Origin of the sequence: Arthrobacter sp. 2RAF22, from assembly GCF_052115325.1 — a bacterium.
Taxonomy (GTDB): Bacteria; Actinomycetota; Actinomycetes; order Actinomycetales; family Micrococcaceae; genus Arthrobacter.
Window position 1 is genome coordinate 120,110 of record NZ_JBFRGL010000007.1, and the last position, 13,975, is coordinate 134,084.

General features: G+C 64.4%; 13 protein-coding genes. 4 read left to right on the forward strand and 9 right to left on the reverse strand.

The window, feature by feature from the left end:
• Nucleotides 1–368 precede the first annotated feature (368 nt).
• The 3 genes from topA to AB4068_RS08180 all read right to left on the reverse strand — a co-directional run bounded on the left by topA (nucleotide 369) and on the right by AB4068_RS08180 (nucleotide 5,557).
• Complete coding sequence (topA, locus tag AB4068_RS08170; RefSeq protein WP_284990357.1) at nucleotides 369–3,095, reverse strand: type I DNA topoisomerase; 2,727 nt, start codon at nucleotides 3,093–3,095, stop codon at nucleotides 369–371.
• 119 nt (nucleotides 3,096–3,214) lie between these two features.
• Nucleotides 3,215–3,856 (reverse strand): ArsR/SmtB family transcription factor, encoded by a 642-nt coding sequence (locus AB4068_RS08175; protein WP_059389506.1) that lies wholly within the window; start codon nucleotides 3,854–3,856, stop codon nucleotides 3,215–3,217.
• Between the two features lie 36 nt (nucleotides 3,857–3,892).
• Nucleotides 3,893–5,557, reverse strand: a complete 1,665-nt coding sequence (locus AB4068_RS08180) for a DUF7059 domain-containing protein (RefSeq protein ID WP_441433144.1) — start codon at nucleotides 5,555–5,557, stop codon at nucleotides 3,893–3,895.
• A gap of 101 nt (nucleotides 5,558–5,658) precedes the next feature.
• Between AB4068_RS08180 and AB4068_RS08185 the strand changes: the two genes are divergently transcribed.
• Nucleotides 5,659–6,096: a hypothetical protein gene (locus AB4068_RS08185; protein WP_441433120.1), complete on the forward strand. Its 438-nt coding sequence runs from the start codon at nucleotides 5,659–5,661 to the stop codon at nucleotides 6,094–6,096.
• A gap of 43 nt (nucleotides 6,097–6,139) precedes the next feature.
• Nucleotides 6,140–6,757, forward strand: coding sequence for a hypothetical protein (locus AB4068_RS08190; RefSeq protein ID WP_441433121.1), 618 nt, complete (start codon nucleotides 6,140–6,142; stop codon nucleotides 6,755–6,757).
• Here the strand turns inward: AB4068_RS08190 and trhO are convergent.
• Nucleotides 6,687–7,580 carry an oxygen-dependent tRNA uridine(34) hydroxylase TrhO gene (trhO, locus tag AB4068_RS08195; RefSeq protein ID WP_059389502.1) on the reverse strand — a complete coding sequence of 298 codons (894 nt, stop codon included), beginning with the start codon at nucleotides 7,578–7,580 and terminating at the stop codon, nucleotides 6,687–6,689. The genes AB4068_RS08190 and trhO overlap by 71 nt on opposite strands.
• A gap of 125 nt (nucleotides 7,581–7,705) precedes the next feature.
• On the opposite strand from trhO, the gene AB4068_RS08200 reads away from it, so the two are divergent.
• Together AB4068_RS08200 and AB4068_RS08205 are read left to right on the forward strand one after the other, a co-directional pair.
• Nucleotides 7,706–8,401, forward strand: coding sequence for a GNAT family N-acetyltransferase (locus tag AB4068_RS08200; protein WP_059389501.1), 696 nt, complete (start codon nucleotides 7,706–7,708; stop codon nucleotides 8,399–8,401).
• 66 nt (nucleotides 8,402–8,467) lie between these two features.
• Nucleotides 8,468–10,792 (forward strand): DEAD/DEAH box helicase, encoded by a 2,325-nt coding sequence (locus tag AB4068_RS08205; protein ID WP_441433145.1) that lies wholly within the window; start codon nucleotides 8,468–8,470, stop codon nucleotides 10,790–10,792.
• Between the two features lie 64 nt (nucleotides 10,793–10,856).
• On the opposite strand, the gene AB4068_RS08210 is transcribed toward AB4068_RS08205, so the two are convergent.
• The 5 genes from AB4068_RS08210 to AB4068_RS08230 form a co-directional block, all read right to left on the reverse strand.
• Nucleotides 10,857–11,384 carry an Rv3654c family TadE-like protein gene (locus tag AB4068_RS08210; RefSeq protein WP_441433122.1) on the reverse strand — a complete coding sequence of 176 codons (528 nt, stop codon included), beginning with the start codon at nucleotides 11,382–11,384 and terminating at the stop codon, nucleotides 10,857–10,859.
• On the reverse strand, nucleotides 11,381–11,899 hold the full coding sequence (locus AB4068_RS08215; protein WP_370872164.1) for a TadE family type IV pilus minor pilin: 519 nt from the start codon (nucleotides 11,897–11,899) through the stop codon (nucleotides 11,381–11,383). The genes AB4068_RS08210 and AB4068_RS08215 overlap by 4 nt, the downstream gene beginning before the upstream one ends.
• Before the next feature lie 119 nt (nucleotides 11,900–12,018).
• Complete coding sequence (locus tag AB4068_RS08220) at nucleotides 12,019–12,408, reverse strand: DUF4244 domain-containing protein (RefSeq protein ID WP_306959239.1); 390 nt, start codon at nucleotides 12,406–12,408, stop codon at nucleotides 12,019–12,021.
• A 200-nt stretch (nucleotides 12,409–12,608) separates the two neighbouring features.
• Nucleotides 12,609–13,241 (reverse strand): type II secretion system F family protein, encoded by a 633-nt coding sequence (locus tag AB4068_RS08225; RefSeq protein ID WP_306959241.1) that lies wholly within the window; start codon nucleotides 13,239–13,241, stop codon nucleotides 12,609–12,611.
• A complete protein-coding gene (locus AB4068_RS08230) occupies nucleotides 13,241–13,906 on the reverse strand; it encodes a hypothetical protein (protein ID WP_370872163.1) in 666 nt (221 codons plus the stop codon). The genes AB4068_RS08225 and AB4068_RS08230 overlap by 1 nt, the downstream gene beginning before the upstream one ends.
• Nucleotides 13,907–13,975 lie beyond the last annotated feature (69 nt).

Genomic DNA, 13,975 nt, shown 5'->3' on the forward strand with positions numbered 1-13,975 from the left:
TTCATACGTCGCTTGCTCAGTCCTTGGGACAGCAACTCCTCTGTCCGCCACATGTTCCCATCCGGAAGCGGAGGCGCGCCAATGCTCGTGAGCGCTGGAACTGCGGCGGCTTGAGGGCCCCGTGGTGCGGACAGTGCCGGGGATTTCGCCGGTTCCAAGTAATCCCAAACTTCCGCGAGCGGGTCCACCGGGACAACGGAGTCGCTGTTTCCGTAACTGTTCACCGCACCAGTTTCGGTGAGCGGCGGAGAGCCCGGAAGCGGCCAATCAAGCTATGTGGAAACCCAGGAAACCCAATACGTGGGTGTGGGCCGGGCGCTGCGTTCCAGAACGCAGCCCCCGGCCCACACCCACGATCTCGTGGCGAGCTACTTCTTTGCCGCAGCCTTCTTCGCCGGCGCCTTGCGGGCCGTGGTGGTCCGCTTGACCGGGCCTTTGGCGCGCTTCTCGGCGAGCAGTTCGATGGCCTGCTCCCGGGTCAGCTCCTCCAAGGACGTGGCGCGCGGAACGGTGATGTTGGTGACGCCGTCGGTGATGTATGGGCCAAAACGGCCTTCCTTCACCACGATGTTCTTCTCCGAGACAGGGTCCGGACCGAACTCAGCCAGGGGCGGTACGGCGGCACGCGCACCACGCTGCTTTGGCTGGGAGTAGATCTCCAGCGCCTGTTCCAGGGTGATGGTGAAGATCTCTTCCTCGGATCCGATGGACCGCGAGTCCGTGCCCTTCTTCAGGTAGGGCCCGAAACGGCCGTTCTGCACCGTGATGGGGTTGCCTTCGGCGTCCGCGCCGAGCACGCGGGGCAGGCTCATGAGCTGAATGGCTTCGTCGAGCGTGACCGAATCAACGGACATCGACTTGAAGAGCGAACCCGTGCGCGGCTTTGCCTTGACGGGCTTCTTCGGCGGCTTGGGTTTGCCGTTCTTGTAGTACTCCACGGGCTGGTTTGCCAGTTGCTCCTCGGTCATCTCCGGGATGATCTCAGTGACGTAGGCGCCGTATCGGCCGTTCTTGGCAACCACGGTGTGTCCGGTGTGCGGGTCCGCGCCCAGGACGCGTTCCTCGGGGGCAGCCGTTTCCATGAGCTCCACGGCCTTGGCCGCAGTGAGCTCGTCCGGAGCGAGGTCCTCGGGGACGTTGGCACGCGCCGACTCCACGACTTCGCCGGTCTTGGGGTCGACGGTGGGGATCGAACTTTCCAAGTACGGGCCGAACTTCCCGACGCGCAGCGTGATGCCCTCGGCAATCGGCACCGAGTTGATCTCGCGTGCATCGATTTCACCAAGGTTGTTGACGATGCTCAGCAGGCCGGGATCGGCGTCTTCACCATAGTAGAAGTGCTTGAGCCAAGCGGCCCCTACAGCCTGGCCGTTGGCGATCTTGTCCAGGTCGCCTTCCATGTCTGCCGTGAATTCGTAGTCCACGTAGTCGGTGAAGTGCTGCTCCAGCAGGCGGATCACGGAGAAGGCGATCCAGCTGGGAACCAGCGCAGACCCCTGCTTCCGGACGTAGCCGCGGTCCTGGATGGTGGAGATCGTGGACGCATAGGTGGACGGGCGGCCGATGCCGCGCTTTTCCAGCTCCGCCGTCAGGGATGCTTCCGTGTACCGCGGCGGTGGCGAGGTCTCGTGGCCAATAGCAATGATGTCCGAAGCCGTGAGGGAATCGTCCTTGGCCACGTTGGGAAGGCGCCGGGCTTCGTCGGAGTCGTCGTCGCCGCGGCTCTCGTCCTTGCCTTCTTCATAGGCTGCGAGGAAGCCGGGGAAGGTGATGACCGTGCCGGAGGCCGAGAATTCGGCGTCGCGCCCATCGGTAGCCACTGCGCCGAGGCGGATGGTGGCGGTAGAGCCCTTGGCGTCGCCCATCTGGGAGGCGATGGTGCGCTTCCAGATGAGTTCGTAGAGCCGGAAAGCATCGCCAGTCAGGTGGTTTGCAACCTGGGCCGGGGTGCGGAAAGAGTCACCCGCGGGGCGGATGGCTTCGTGGGCTTCCTGCGCGTTCGCAGCCTTGTTGGCGTAGACCCGGGGAGACTGCGGCACGTACTCGGGACCGTACAACTCGGCGGCCTGGCGGCGTGCCGCCGTGAGGGCTTCGTCGCTCAAGGCGGACGAGTCGGTACGCATATAAGTGATGTAGCCGTTTTCATACAGGCGCTGGGCGATCTGCATGGTGCTCTTGGAGGTGAAGCGCAGCTTGCGGCCGGCTTCCTGTTGAAGGGTCGACGTCGTGAACGGCGCCGCGGGACGGCGGGTGTACGGTTTGGTGTCGACGGAGCGGACGCGGAAGTCCGCGTTCTCGAGTCCGGCGGCCAACGACGTCGCGAGTTCCTCGTTGAGGTGCACCGCGTTCGCGGAGGTGAGGACGCCGTCGTCGTTGAAGTCGCGGCCGCTGGCTACCTTCGCGCCGTCGACCGCAGCGAGCTTCGCCTTGAACGTAGCGGAGCCGGTACCGAACTGGCCGGTCAGGTCCCAGTACGATGCGGATTTGAATGCCATGCGTTCGCGTTCGCGGTCGACCACCATGCGGGTCACGACCGACTGCACACGGCCGGCGGACAGGCCGCGGGCAACCTTGCGCCACAGCACCGGGGAGATTTCGTAACCGTACAGGCGGTCCAGGATGCGGCGCGTTTCCTGGGCGTCCACGAGGGCGCTGTCAACGTCGCGCAGGTTGTCCATGGCGCGGTGGATGGCTTCCTTGGTGATTTCACCGAAGGTCATGCGGTAGACGGGAACCTTGGGCTTCAGGACCTCCAGGAGGTGCCACGCGATGGCCTCGCCCTCGCGGTCCCCATCGGTTGCGAGATAGAGCGCGTCAGCGTCTTTCAGCTGGGCCTTGAGCTCGGCGACCTTTTTCTTCTTGTCCGGAGACACCACGTAATACGGTTTGAAGTCGTTCTCGATGTCGACGGCGAACTTGCCAACCGAGGTCTTCTTCAGTTCTGCAGGGAGGTCCGAGGGCTGCGGGAGGTCGCGGATGTGGCCGATCGAGGCCTCGACAATGAAGCCCTCGCCCAGGTACTTGGCGATGGTCTTGCTCTTGGCCGGAGACTCCACGATCACGAGTTTCTTGCCGGTTTTTGCCTTGCTGGGCACGGTTCTCCTACAGAAAAATGAATTGCTTGGGCTCGTGCCCATATTGGCCTAGTTCACCATATTTTGCAGAATCGTGCGTTTCCATGTGCACAAGTGCTGTGGAGGAACAGTGTTCTGGGTTAGCTTGAAGCCGGCGTCCGGTCGTCCGGAATCATCGACCACATCGTAGCGATTCGCACCGCTCCTTCGGGAATCCGCGTGGGATCCTCGAGCTCATATGACCTGATGAGTTCCTGGAATTTGGCCTTGAGATCCGTCCGCTGATCCGGAGTCAAGTACAGCAGATCGCTGGACAACACCATGGCGGCTGCCTCGTTCGCGGCCTCGCCCCGCTGGCGCCGCTCACCACGGGCCCGGGTGAATGCAGTCGCCCGACGCCGGAAAGCGTCCAGTTCGAGTTCGACGACGGCGATCTCCGGGCTCGGAGCGTTGCCGCCGGATTTGATGGTGAAGTCCGAACCCGCGGCCTTCCAACGGCGTTCGCGTGCATCGCCCTCGTTGTCCGCGGCAGTAACGATGCCCCATTTCTGGAGGGCCCGCAGGTGGTAGCTCATGGCGCTCGGCGTGAGCCCGGTCTGCGCGGCGAGCTCTGTGGCCGTGCGGCTCAGTTGCGTGGAATACAGTTCCGAGATGACCTCAAGCCGGGCGGCATGCGCAAGGGCACGGATCGCTTTTGGGTCGGTGATCTCCACCGTCTTCTCGGGCCGTTTCCGGCGCTTCGGGGATGCCAGCCCGGTGGATACCCCATTGTCTTCATTCACCGGAACAGTTTATCCGCCGGGGGCGCCGCAAATGTCCTATGCCGTGGGAAGCAGGAAACCGTCGCGGACCAGGTTACCGACGTCGGAGAGCAGACCTGCGCGGAAAGCGTCGTCGTCGAAGTCGTCGTCTCCACCCAGGAGGGCGGCCAAGGCGCCAATCAGCTGGCGGACGGACAGCTCGCCGTCACATGCCGACACGAAACCGGCCAGCTCGGTGCTCAACAGGTTCGTCCGGCGCAGTCCCGCGCCCTGGCGCAGCAAGATGACGCCGGGGTGTTCGGCGCCGGGCCGCTGGTGGCGTTCCTCGGTCACGTCCTCGGCCACCACCAAGTGGGCCTCTGAGAGTTCGTGGGCATCGAGCCAATCGGCGCGTTCGACGGCGGCGGCGAGGTGCGGGCCGATCGGTTGCTCGATGGGGTACGTGATTTCCTCGAAGCGGGCGGGCGCATCTCCCGGACGCGGGCTTTCGGGCCGCCGCAGCCAGATCATTCCGAAGCCAATGGCGTCCACGTTGCGGGACGCGAAATCCTGCAGGTAGGCGGCGTAGGCGTCACGGTAGAGCTTACGGTCGCGGCCCTCGGAGGCGTCCTGCAACCAGGTCTCCGCGTACAGCTCCGGACTCACCTGTTCCCGTTGGATGAACCATGCCTCCGTGCCGGACCCTGCCAGCCACGACGCGGGCCGTTCGCTCCAGCGGCTGCCTGCAGGGATTTCCCAGTTGCCGAGCATCTGCGCCGTGCCGCCGGGCGCCAGGACGTCGGGCAAGGTTCGGACGAGGTTGGCCACGATGTCGTCGCCGGGCAGGCCGCCGTCGCGGTAGGTGAATTGATCCGAAGAATGCTCGCCGGCACTGCGCGGGGTAATGACGAAAGGCGGATTGGACACCACCAAATCGAAAGTCTCACCCGCGACCGGTTCCAGGAGCGAGCCCAGCCGCAGGCTCACCCGGGACTCGAGATCGGCCGGGTCCAGGTGGAGGGCCTCGGCATTGAGCATCAGGTTGAAGCGGGTGAACGCGAGGGCCCGTTCGGAGATGTCTGTGGCGGTGACATGCTCGCTGTGGTGCAGGAGGTGGAAAGTCTGGATTCCACAGCCCGTCCCGAGGTCAAGGGCGCGTTTCGAGTGCCGCCGGATCGTGGTCTGGACAAGGGTGGTGGATGCCTGCCCGATGCCCAGCACATGGTCATGCCGGAGCACGCCCGGCTGCTGGTGGGCGGCGAGATCGCTGGAAACCCACAGTTCCGCGCCGCCGCTCCCGCTGTTGTCTGCTCCGGAGTCGCATTCCCAGCCGTACGGCCGCAAATCCACCTTCGCCGCGACAGCACCGCCGTCGTTCTTCTCTACCAAGCCAAGTTCCACCAGGCCCGAGGTGCGGATGCGCGGCAGGGCGGTGTCGACGTCGTCTTCGGTTTGCGGGACAGCGAGAAGCCACAAGCGCACGACGACGGCGAGCGCGGCCTTCGCGCCGTCCGTCGCCGGGTCTCCGGCGGAGTCAGCCGGTTCGGTGGCGATGAGTGCAGGGATGAGCTGATCCCGGGCGAGGGCCGCGTGGGCGGACTCCCCAAGAAGTCCTGCCACTCCGTCCACGGTGTAGCCAACGTTCCGCAGGTCGTCGGCGAGCGCCGTGAGCAGCTCGGGAAGGTCGCTGCGGGGAGCGTCGAGGGTGGTGGTTTTCGGGGCGGTCCCAAAGATGGCGGGCATTGCGGGATCAGTCACTGTGCAAGTCTATCCGGGCTGGTGGGTGGGCGGCCGCGTGATCGCCTGCGTCGGCGGGGAGGCATTCGAGCAGGTAGCGTTGAATCATGGCATTTCACCCCTCCACTTGGCGTCGCGCTGCTCTTTTGGTCGTTGGCGCTGCCACCCTGGCGATGACGGCGTGCTCCTCCGGCGGATCTGTCTCCAACGCCGACATCCCCGCGTGGAAGGCGACCACCATGCCGTCGGCGGCCGGGGTGGTCCTGGAGGACTCAGGAAAAATCCCGAACCGTGACCCCTTGGTCAAGAACTTCGCAAATGTCGCTGCCGGAAGCTACACCCTGACTGTGGCCTGCGACGGCGGCGGCAAGGCATTCTTCGACGTTTCCTCGGGTGGCACGCAGATCACCGAGGCCGGGGCTGCGTGCAATGGCAGCCGCGAAACGTCCCGCATCAAGATTCCCTCGGCCGGCCCACTGAGCATCAGCACAAGCAGCGTCGATGCACCCGTGATCTACGCATACCAACTGGTACCGGCTTCGTAACTGCCGCTTCGTTCCCGGCTGCGGCCGGGCGTAGAGTCGGACTATGGGGTGGGCACGCGCCCTGAAGGTTGCGACGACGCCGCCGGCGATTCCCGCCGTCGTGCTTTGTGGTGTGCTCGCGTGCGGCACTTTGGCCTCGTGCGAATACACCTACGAGGACGGCCGTGCCGCGGCGAGCAGTCCGCCGTCGGCGGTGATCACGGATCCGGTGTTGACCCGCGACCCGGCCCTTGGACAGACCGTCACGGGCGATGCGCTGAAGGCTTGGGCGCAAGACGTGCTTCCAGACGTGAACGGGCTGTCCTTTTACAGCAGCTTCGACCTGCTGTCCGCTGGAGAGTCCCGCGACGAAGAGACCACCCAGCTTCCTGGGGGAACGTATGCAGTGACTCTGGCGTGCCGAGGTACCCGCAGCACCGAATTCACTGTGCGGAACGGGAGCGAAGTCCTCATCGAGGTAATGCTGCGCTGCGGCACCACGAGGGTCAAGGTCCTGCAACTGGAGACAGACGCCGTCCTGGGCATCACGATCACCGCAAATGCGCAGGCAAACTTCGCGTACCGGGGTGAGCCGGATCTGATGACCGGGGCTAGGCCGCGCAGCCTTCCGGGCAACGCAGCGTTTCCGGGCTCGAGGCACATTCGGCGCAATACAGCGTGAGGTTGCGGCAGCTCAAATTGGAGCAGTTTTCAAACTTGTTGGTGGGCGCCTGGCAGCGGACGCATTGGCCAATGGTCTTGGCATCCTCACTGAATTCCATGTGCATGCGCTTGTCGAAAACGTACAAGGAACCTTCCCACAAGCCCTGGTCCTTGTAGGTCTCGCCGTAGCGGACAATCCCGCCGTCGAGTTGGTAAACCTCCTTGAAGCCGCGGTTCACCATCAGGCTGGAAAGGACTTCGCACCGGATTCCGCCTGTGCAGTACGTGACTACGGGCTGGTCCTTGAGATCGTCGTATTTTCCCGAGTCGAGTTCCTTGATGAAGTCGTGTGTGGTGGCGACGTCGGGAACGATCGCGTCCTTGAATTTGCCGATCTGGGCTTCGAAGGCGTTCCGTCCATCGAAGAACTTCACGTCCTGCCCTGAAGCCTTCTTTTCCTCCAGCAGTGCGTGGAGCTCTTCGGGCTGAAGGTGGGTGCCACCGCCGACGACGCCGTTCTCGTCCACCTTCAGTTCACCGGGGGCGCCGAAGGACACGATCTCATCGCGAACCTTGACGCTGAGCCTCGGAAAGTCGTCGGCGCCGCCTTCGGACCATTTGAAGTCGATATCGTGGAAGCCCTTGTATTCCTTGGTGGTCTTCACGTACTGCTTGACGTTGTTCAGTTCCCCACCAACTGTGGCGTTGATGCCGTCCCGCGAAATAAGGATCCGCCCGGTCAGGCCGAGCTTCTCGCACAGGGCGCGCTGCCAGAGCCGCACGGCGTCCGGGTCAGCGATCGGAGTAAAGCCATAGAAGAGCACAATTCTGTTTAAAGCCACGTATTTAAGGGTACTTGCTGGCCCCAAACCCATGAGTCGGGCCGCCGTTCGGTCACTCTAAGTGTTAATGGAGCTGTTACTGACGGCCCCTGTTGATTCCCAGACCGCTGGCATAGTCTCTCTACATGAGTCACGAAGCCTTGGTTGAAGACATCGCTGAGCTGCTCGACGTCTGGGTGGCTGGCTGGGCCGGGTCCCGGAGTTACGAAACGCGAAAGGAAGGCCGGTTCCCGGCAGCCCTGCGTGCAGACAAAACCGGCGACTGGGAATACTTTGCCTACGACCCCTCGGATGACGAGTTCGCCGAACTGGCCGCCAAGACCGCCCAGGCGGACACCCGCATTTTGACGATCCTCACGAACGACGCAGGACGCTACACCCAATTGGCTCGCGAGAACGGCTTGAACGTCACCTCCGATTCCCAGACCATGATGATCGTGGACATGGGGACGCAAGATGCCGAGGATCCGTGGCTCTCGGATGACGACCTCAAGCTCACCACTTCCGAAAGCAAGGGCGTCCACTACGCCGTGGTCCATGCCGGCGAAGAGGTGGCGGCCAGCGGACAGGTATACGTAGTCAAGCAGACAGCGGTGTTCGACAAAATCGTCACCGAGCCCAACTACCAGCGCCGGGGACTGGGCAGTTTCATCATGAAAGCCCTCGCCGCGCAGGCATTTCAATACGATGTTGAAAGCGGCCTGCTCCTCGCTTCCTTGGACGGACAGCATCTCTACTCCCACCTTGGCTGGAAGCACGTGTGCCAGGTGCTCATGATGTCCACCAAATCGGTCGACGAGACTGACCTGTCTGTGGCGTAGCCGAGGTTCGGCGCCGGTCGGTTTCCGGCGCAATGACAGAATGTTCACGTGAACGCAACTGAATCGATGATCTCCCTTCTGGGCAGGAGCCCGGACCCGGAGCAGTTGCGACATGTCCGCACCATTCCAGCTCGCCAGGCGGTCCACGAGGCGTGGCCGGGCTGGGCCCACCCCGATGTGGTTGCCGCTTACGGATCCTTGGGCATCCACGAACCGTACCGGCACCAGATCGAAGCAGCCGAGCTCGCCCACTCCGGCCAAAACGTCGTCATTGCCACCGGGACCGCCTCCGGAAAGTCGCTCGCCTACCAGCTGCCTGCCCTCGACGCCATCCATCGTTCAGAGTTGCGGGTGCAGTCAGAGCCGGGCAAGATCCACGACAACGGTGCCGTCACCCTGTATCTCTCCCCCACCAAGGCACTTGCAGCCGACCAGTTGGCAGCGATCCGCGCGCTCAAGCTCCCCACGGTCCGGGCTGAAACCTACGACGGCGACACCGAGCAGTCCCAGCGCCGCTGGATCCGTGATCATGCCAACTTCATCCTCGCAAACCCCGACATGTTGCACTTCGGGATCCTGCCCAACCACATGTGGTGGGCCCGCTTCTTCCGCAGGCTCCGGTACGTCATCGTGGACGAGGCCCATAGCTACCGCGGGGTGTTCGGGTCCCACGTCGCCAACCTCATGCGGAGGCTCCGGCGAATCTGTGCCTACTACGGTGCCGGCACCTCCTTTCCTGAACCGGTGTTCATTGCGGCGTCGGCGACTGCGTCGGACCCGGGCACATCCTTCGCCCGGCTCATCGGCACCCCCGTCCGCGAAATTTCCGAGGACTGTTCACCTCATGGCTCCACGACGGTGGCATTCTGGGAACCTGCCCTGACCGAGCTGAAGGGCGAAAACGGGGCAAAATCCCGCAGGACCGCCGTCGCCGAGACCGCGGACCTGCTGGCCAACCTCGTGTCCTCCCGTGTGCGGACCATCGCCTTCATCAAGTCCAGGCGCGGCGCGGAGACAATTTCGTCTATCACCAAGCGCCTCCTCGACGAAGTGGATCCCAGCCTGCCCCAGCGGGTTGCTGCGTACCGCTCCGGCTATCTCCCCGAGGAGAGACGGGCTTTGGAAAAGGCTTTGCGTTCCGGTGAGCTGCTTGGGGTGTCCAGCACGTCGGCATTGGAATTGGGTATCGACATTTCCGGGCTGGACGCCGTGCTGGTAGCCGGCTGGCCCGGGACGAGGGCTTCCCTGTTCCAACAGATCGGACGGGCCGGCCGGGCAGGCCAAAACGCTATTGCCGCGTTCGTGGCCAGCGACGATCCTTTGGACACATACCTCGTCAACCATCCGGAGGCGATCTTTGACGTGTCGGTCGAGGCCACCGTCTTCGATCCCGGAAACCCCTACGTGCTCGGCCCCCATCTGTGCGCGGCAGCGGCCGAGCTCCCGATCGGTGTGGCTGAACTTGAGCTGTTCGGGTCGACGTCCGAATCCCTGCTGAATCAGTTGGTGCAACAGGGGTACCTGCGGAAACGGGCCGCGGGCTGGTTCTGGACCCATCCCGAGAGCGCCGCGGCCATGGTAAACCTCCGCGCAGATGGCGGCGGCCCCGTAAGCATCGTGGACTCCGAGACTGGCTCCCTGTTAGGCACCATGGACTCGCCACAGACGCACTACCAGGCGCATACGGGCGCGATCTATGTGCACCAAGGCGACAGCTACTTGGTCGAGGAACTGAACGAAGAGGACCATTGCGTGGTGGTTCGTCGAACCAACCCGGACTACTACACCACGGCACGGGACGTGACGCAGATCGAGGTCCTGCAGACTCTCCGGACCATGGAATGGGGGGACATCGCGGTTCACTTCGGCGAAGTGAAAGTAACAACACAGGTAGTCTCCTTCCAACGTAAGGCACTGATTTCCAACGAGGTTTTGGGGGAAGAACCGCTGGAACTCGGGGCCAGGGATCTTTTCACCAAGGCGGTATGGTTTGTGGTCCACAACCGTTCGCTGACTAGCGCAGGCCTTGTCGAGGCCCAGTTCCCGGGTGCCCTTCACGCCGCCGAGCATGCCGCCATCGGGCTTCTGCCGCTGGTCGCTTCAAGTGATCGTTGGGATATTGGTGGAGTCTCAACAGCGCTCCACGCCGACACCGGAGTTCCCACGATCTTTGTGTACGACGGCCATCCAGGCGGTGCCGGATTTGCCGAGCGCGGCTTCGAAAAAGCCAAAGTGTGGTTGACCGCCACAAGGGACGCCATCAAAGCCTGCGAGTGTGACACCGGCTGCCCTTCCTGCGTCCAGTCCCCCAAATGCGGCAACAAGAACAATCCGCTCGACAAGGACGCAGCGGTCACCCTGATCGACGTGCTGCTGCGCGACGCGTCCTAGGCGCACGATTTAGGGCGGCGGTTCTAGGGCGCTGTTCTAGGGCGGCGGTTCTAGGGCGGCGGTTCTAGGGCGGCGGACCGGCCCGGGCTCTGCCGGTCGCGGTCCCGAAGACTGCGCCGCGGTCCAGCTCAGTGCGGACTTCCACGATCCCGCCTACGCCCACCGTGCACGCCGTCAACGAAGCTCCATGCTGCGCGGCCGTTTCGCTGGCGAGCAAACAAGGATCTCCGGTTGTCAGGCCGCGGGCCGCGTCGGCTCCTGCGAGCGCCGCGAGATCGGCGGCAGACGCTGCGCGGTGGGCCATCGCCATGGCTTGGGCCAGGGTCAGCGCCGCCGCCAAGCAGGCCATGACAACGAGGCCCAGAGCAACAGCCAGGATGGTTCCAGAACCGTTTTCAGCAACCCGAACCCCGTCGCCGACGCGGGCGCTACCTGCCCTCACGCCGCGCGCAGTCTCGCCGCAACTATCGCTGGCGCGGATGGTTCCCGAACCGTTTTCAGCAACCCGAGCGTCACCGCTAGCGCGGATGGTTCCCGAACCGTTTTCAGCAACCGGACCCCCGTCGCCGGCGCGGGCGCTACCTGCCCTCACGCCGCGACCTCTTCCACAGCGGTTTGGAGCCCTGCCATCGTCACAGCACCCCTGAAATCCACAACCCCGTCCCGGGCAGTGAGGAACGGAACGGTGGCCGCCGACGACTGCGGGGCCTCTCCCCTCGCCGATGCCGTCGCCGAAAGCCTCCATGGGACAAAGGAGCCCAACGGGCCGACGACCCGGGCGGAGACTGTGACCTTGATCCATTCGCCGTCTTCGGCAATGACGGCCGAGGCAGCATCGCCTGCCAGCATCCGAACGATGCCGTCGACGGTTGAATGGCCGTCTCCCCGGGCGAGGGCCCTGGCACCCGCCCTGGCCGCCTCTTCCAAGCGAAGCTGTGTAATCCCTGCGGCCGATCCCGCGAGAAGCAGGGCCAAGAGAAGCAGGACAGAGGGTAGTGCCACGGCGAATTCAGCGGTGACGGCGCCACGGCCCCTCGCAAGGAAAGCATCTCGCCTACGGTGCTTGCGCGTGCCATCTAGCTTCTCCGTCGAAGGAGGCCGTCTGATCGAAGGAGTCCGCTGCCGCATAACGCCAGCCGCCCGGGCTAGCTTTACGGCGAGCCCCCAAACCAATGCCAACTGACGGATCGAATTCCCGGCATGGCGCTTTGAACCCCACCGCGGTGTCATGGCAGGGAGAGCGCGCTACGAATGAGGTTGAGGAGGAAGCCACGTACTTCCTCGCTGCGAAGGATGACCACCAAGAGTCCGGCGAAGCCCACGGCGGCAAGGGTTGCGATGGCATATTCGGCCGTCGCCATCCCAAGCTCGGATCCCATGAGCCGCACCTTCGACCGTCTCGGAACGGCAGAACCGTCGCTCGGCCGCGCACGGCCTGCTTCGGCGGTGGAATGCGGGTGGGTTGGCAGCCGAACGGGCCTGCTTCCCTGTGCGCCCGGGAACAATTCGAGGACCTCGGCCTCCGGCCGAGGAGGAGATGCCTGGGCGAGTGCCAGGGCAGCCCGGGGGGCATGGACGTCCTGCGGCGCCTGGGCGGTATCGACGGTTGCGTTCATTTCGGTTCCTTTCTGCGGGGCCGGCTTGGCCGCCGGCTCTACTTCGACTCTTCCGTTGGCATGTGGGCTTCGAAAGGCCCCAAATCTCCTAAGTGGAAAACTCGCTTCTGAACGTTCCTGTGGAGGGAAACTGGCTTGCGAGGGACTCGGGCGCCGCCCCTGGCGGGGCCGCCAGCAATCCCCCCGGGCGGGGCCGCCAGCTATCCCCCGGACGGAAGCATGGCCAACAGCACCGGGACCACACCAAGACAGATGAAGGCCGGCAAGGAACACAGACCCAGTGGAATCACGAGTTTCACTCCGAGCGCGGCAGCGCGCTTTTCCGCCACCCTGAACTTTTCACGCCGCAGTCGAGCTGCCTGGGCAAAGAGGATCGCCGAGGATGGTGCGCCGGTCAGGGCGGCGAAGGCGAGCGCATCCTTGAGCTTGCGCGCTTCAGCGCACTGCTGGCCCGCACTCCGCCATGCCGTCTCCCAGTCCGTTCCGATATCGAGGGCAGCAACCACCGCCTTCAGGGAGCGGCTAAGCTGCGGGGACGCGCATCCGGCGATCAACTCAAGGGACCGTCCGAGGCCCGCCCCGGAGTCGAGCATGGCGGCCACCAACTCAAGGATCATGGGCACATTGCGCAAGCCTCCCTGCCCATCGGGATTCCGGAGAGTGCCCGCCGCCTCGCCCCGGCTGGTGTTGTTCATCGGGCCGTTGCTTCCGAGTGGGCCGCGAAGTGTCCGGAGGATTGAGCGCCGCCGGGTTCGTCCTTGATAGGCCAGCCCGAGAATTGCCGCAAAGACCAGCACGAGGGACACTGCGATGGCTGCGAATGCCGAGCCCATCAGTCAACGCCCGCCGCGACGTGCACCAACCGGGATGACCAGATTCTGCCGGTGACAGTCAGGACACCCCCGGCCGCGAGCGCCGCCAATCCCAAGCCGTTGGCCAACAGGACCCCCAACGGATCCACCCCAAGCATCATGCCCAGCCCCAAGCCGAACACCGGCAGCCATGTCAGAAGGCGCACAGTGGCTTTCGGGCCGGCCAAGGCAGTCTGCCGGGCATCGCCGGCGTCGTCCTCGGCCTCAAGCTGGGAGGCGAATCTGGTCAGCACGTCGGCTAATGGACAACCACTCGCCTCCGCGACGTCCAGGCAGGCGGCAAGTTCTCCCCAGATTCGATGTTCCAGCGGACTCCTCCCCCTAAGATTCTTCGCTGCCGACGATCTGATGGCTTCGGCGACCGAGGCCCCGTTCATCGATGCCGCCCGCGCCGCTGCGAGAACCTGAAGAGACCCATCCGACACCTTGGGTAATGCCAGGGCCTTAGCTCGCACTTTGCGGTCCTCCGAGTCGACCGAACGAATGCGGTGATCCCTGGGTCCATGCACAATCCAGAGTTCCTCCCAGAGGCGCGACGTCGAACGGCCGCCCCGGAGGAGGGCGGCCAACTGCTGTACGAGTATCGTGAGCGGCAATGCGTCCGCGCGGGAGCGCCGCACCGGCACGCGTGCCCCAGCGCCTGCCCCGGCCCCGGCCCCTGCCACAGCCCCAGCCCCAGCGCCAGCGCCAGCCCC

Coding starts and splice junctions, on each gene's coding strand:
- AB4068_RS08180 (WP_441433144.1), bottom strand. CDS start 5,557: ATGCCCGCCATCTTTGGGACCGCCCCGAAAACCACCACCCTCGACGCT.
- AB4068_RS08185 (WP_441433120.1), top strand. CDS start 5,659: ATGGCATTTCACCCCTCCACTTGGCGTCGCGCTGCTCTTTTGGTCGTT.
- AB4068_RS08190 (WP_441433121.1), top strand. CDS start 6,140: ATGGGGTGGGCACGCGCCCTGAAGGTTGCGACGACGCCGCCGGCGATT.
- AB4068_RS08200 (WP_059389501.1), top strand. CDS start 7,706: ATGAGTCACGAAGCCTTGGTTGAAGACATCGCTGAGCTGCTCGACGTC.
- AB4068_RS08205 (WP_441433145.1), top strand. CDS start 8,468: ATGATCTCCCTTCTGGGCAGGAGCCCGGACCCGGAGCAGTTGCGACAT.
- AB4068_RS08220 (WP_306959239.1), bottom strand. CDS start 12,408: ATGAACGCAACCGTCGATACCGCCCAGGCGCCGCAGGACGTCCATGCC.
- AB4068_RS08225 (WP_306959241.1), bottom strand. CDS start 13,241: ATGGGCTCGGCATTCGCAGCCATCGCAGTGTCCCTCGTGCTGGTCTTT.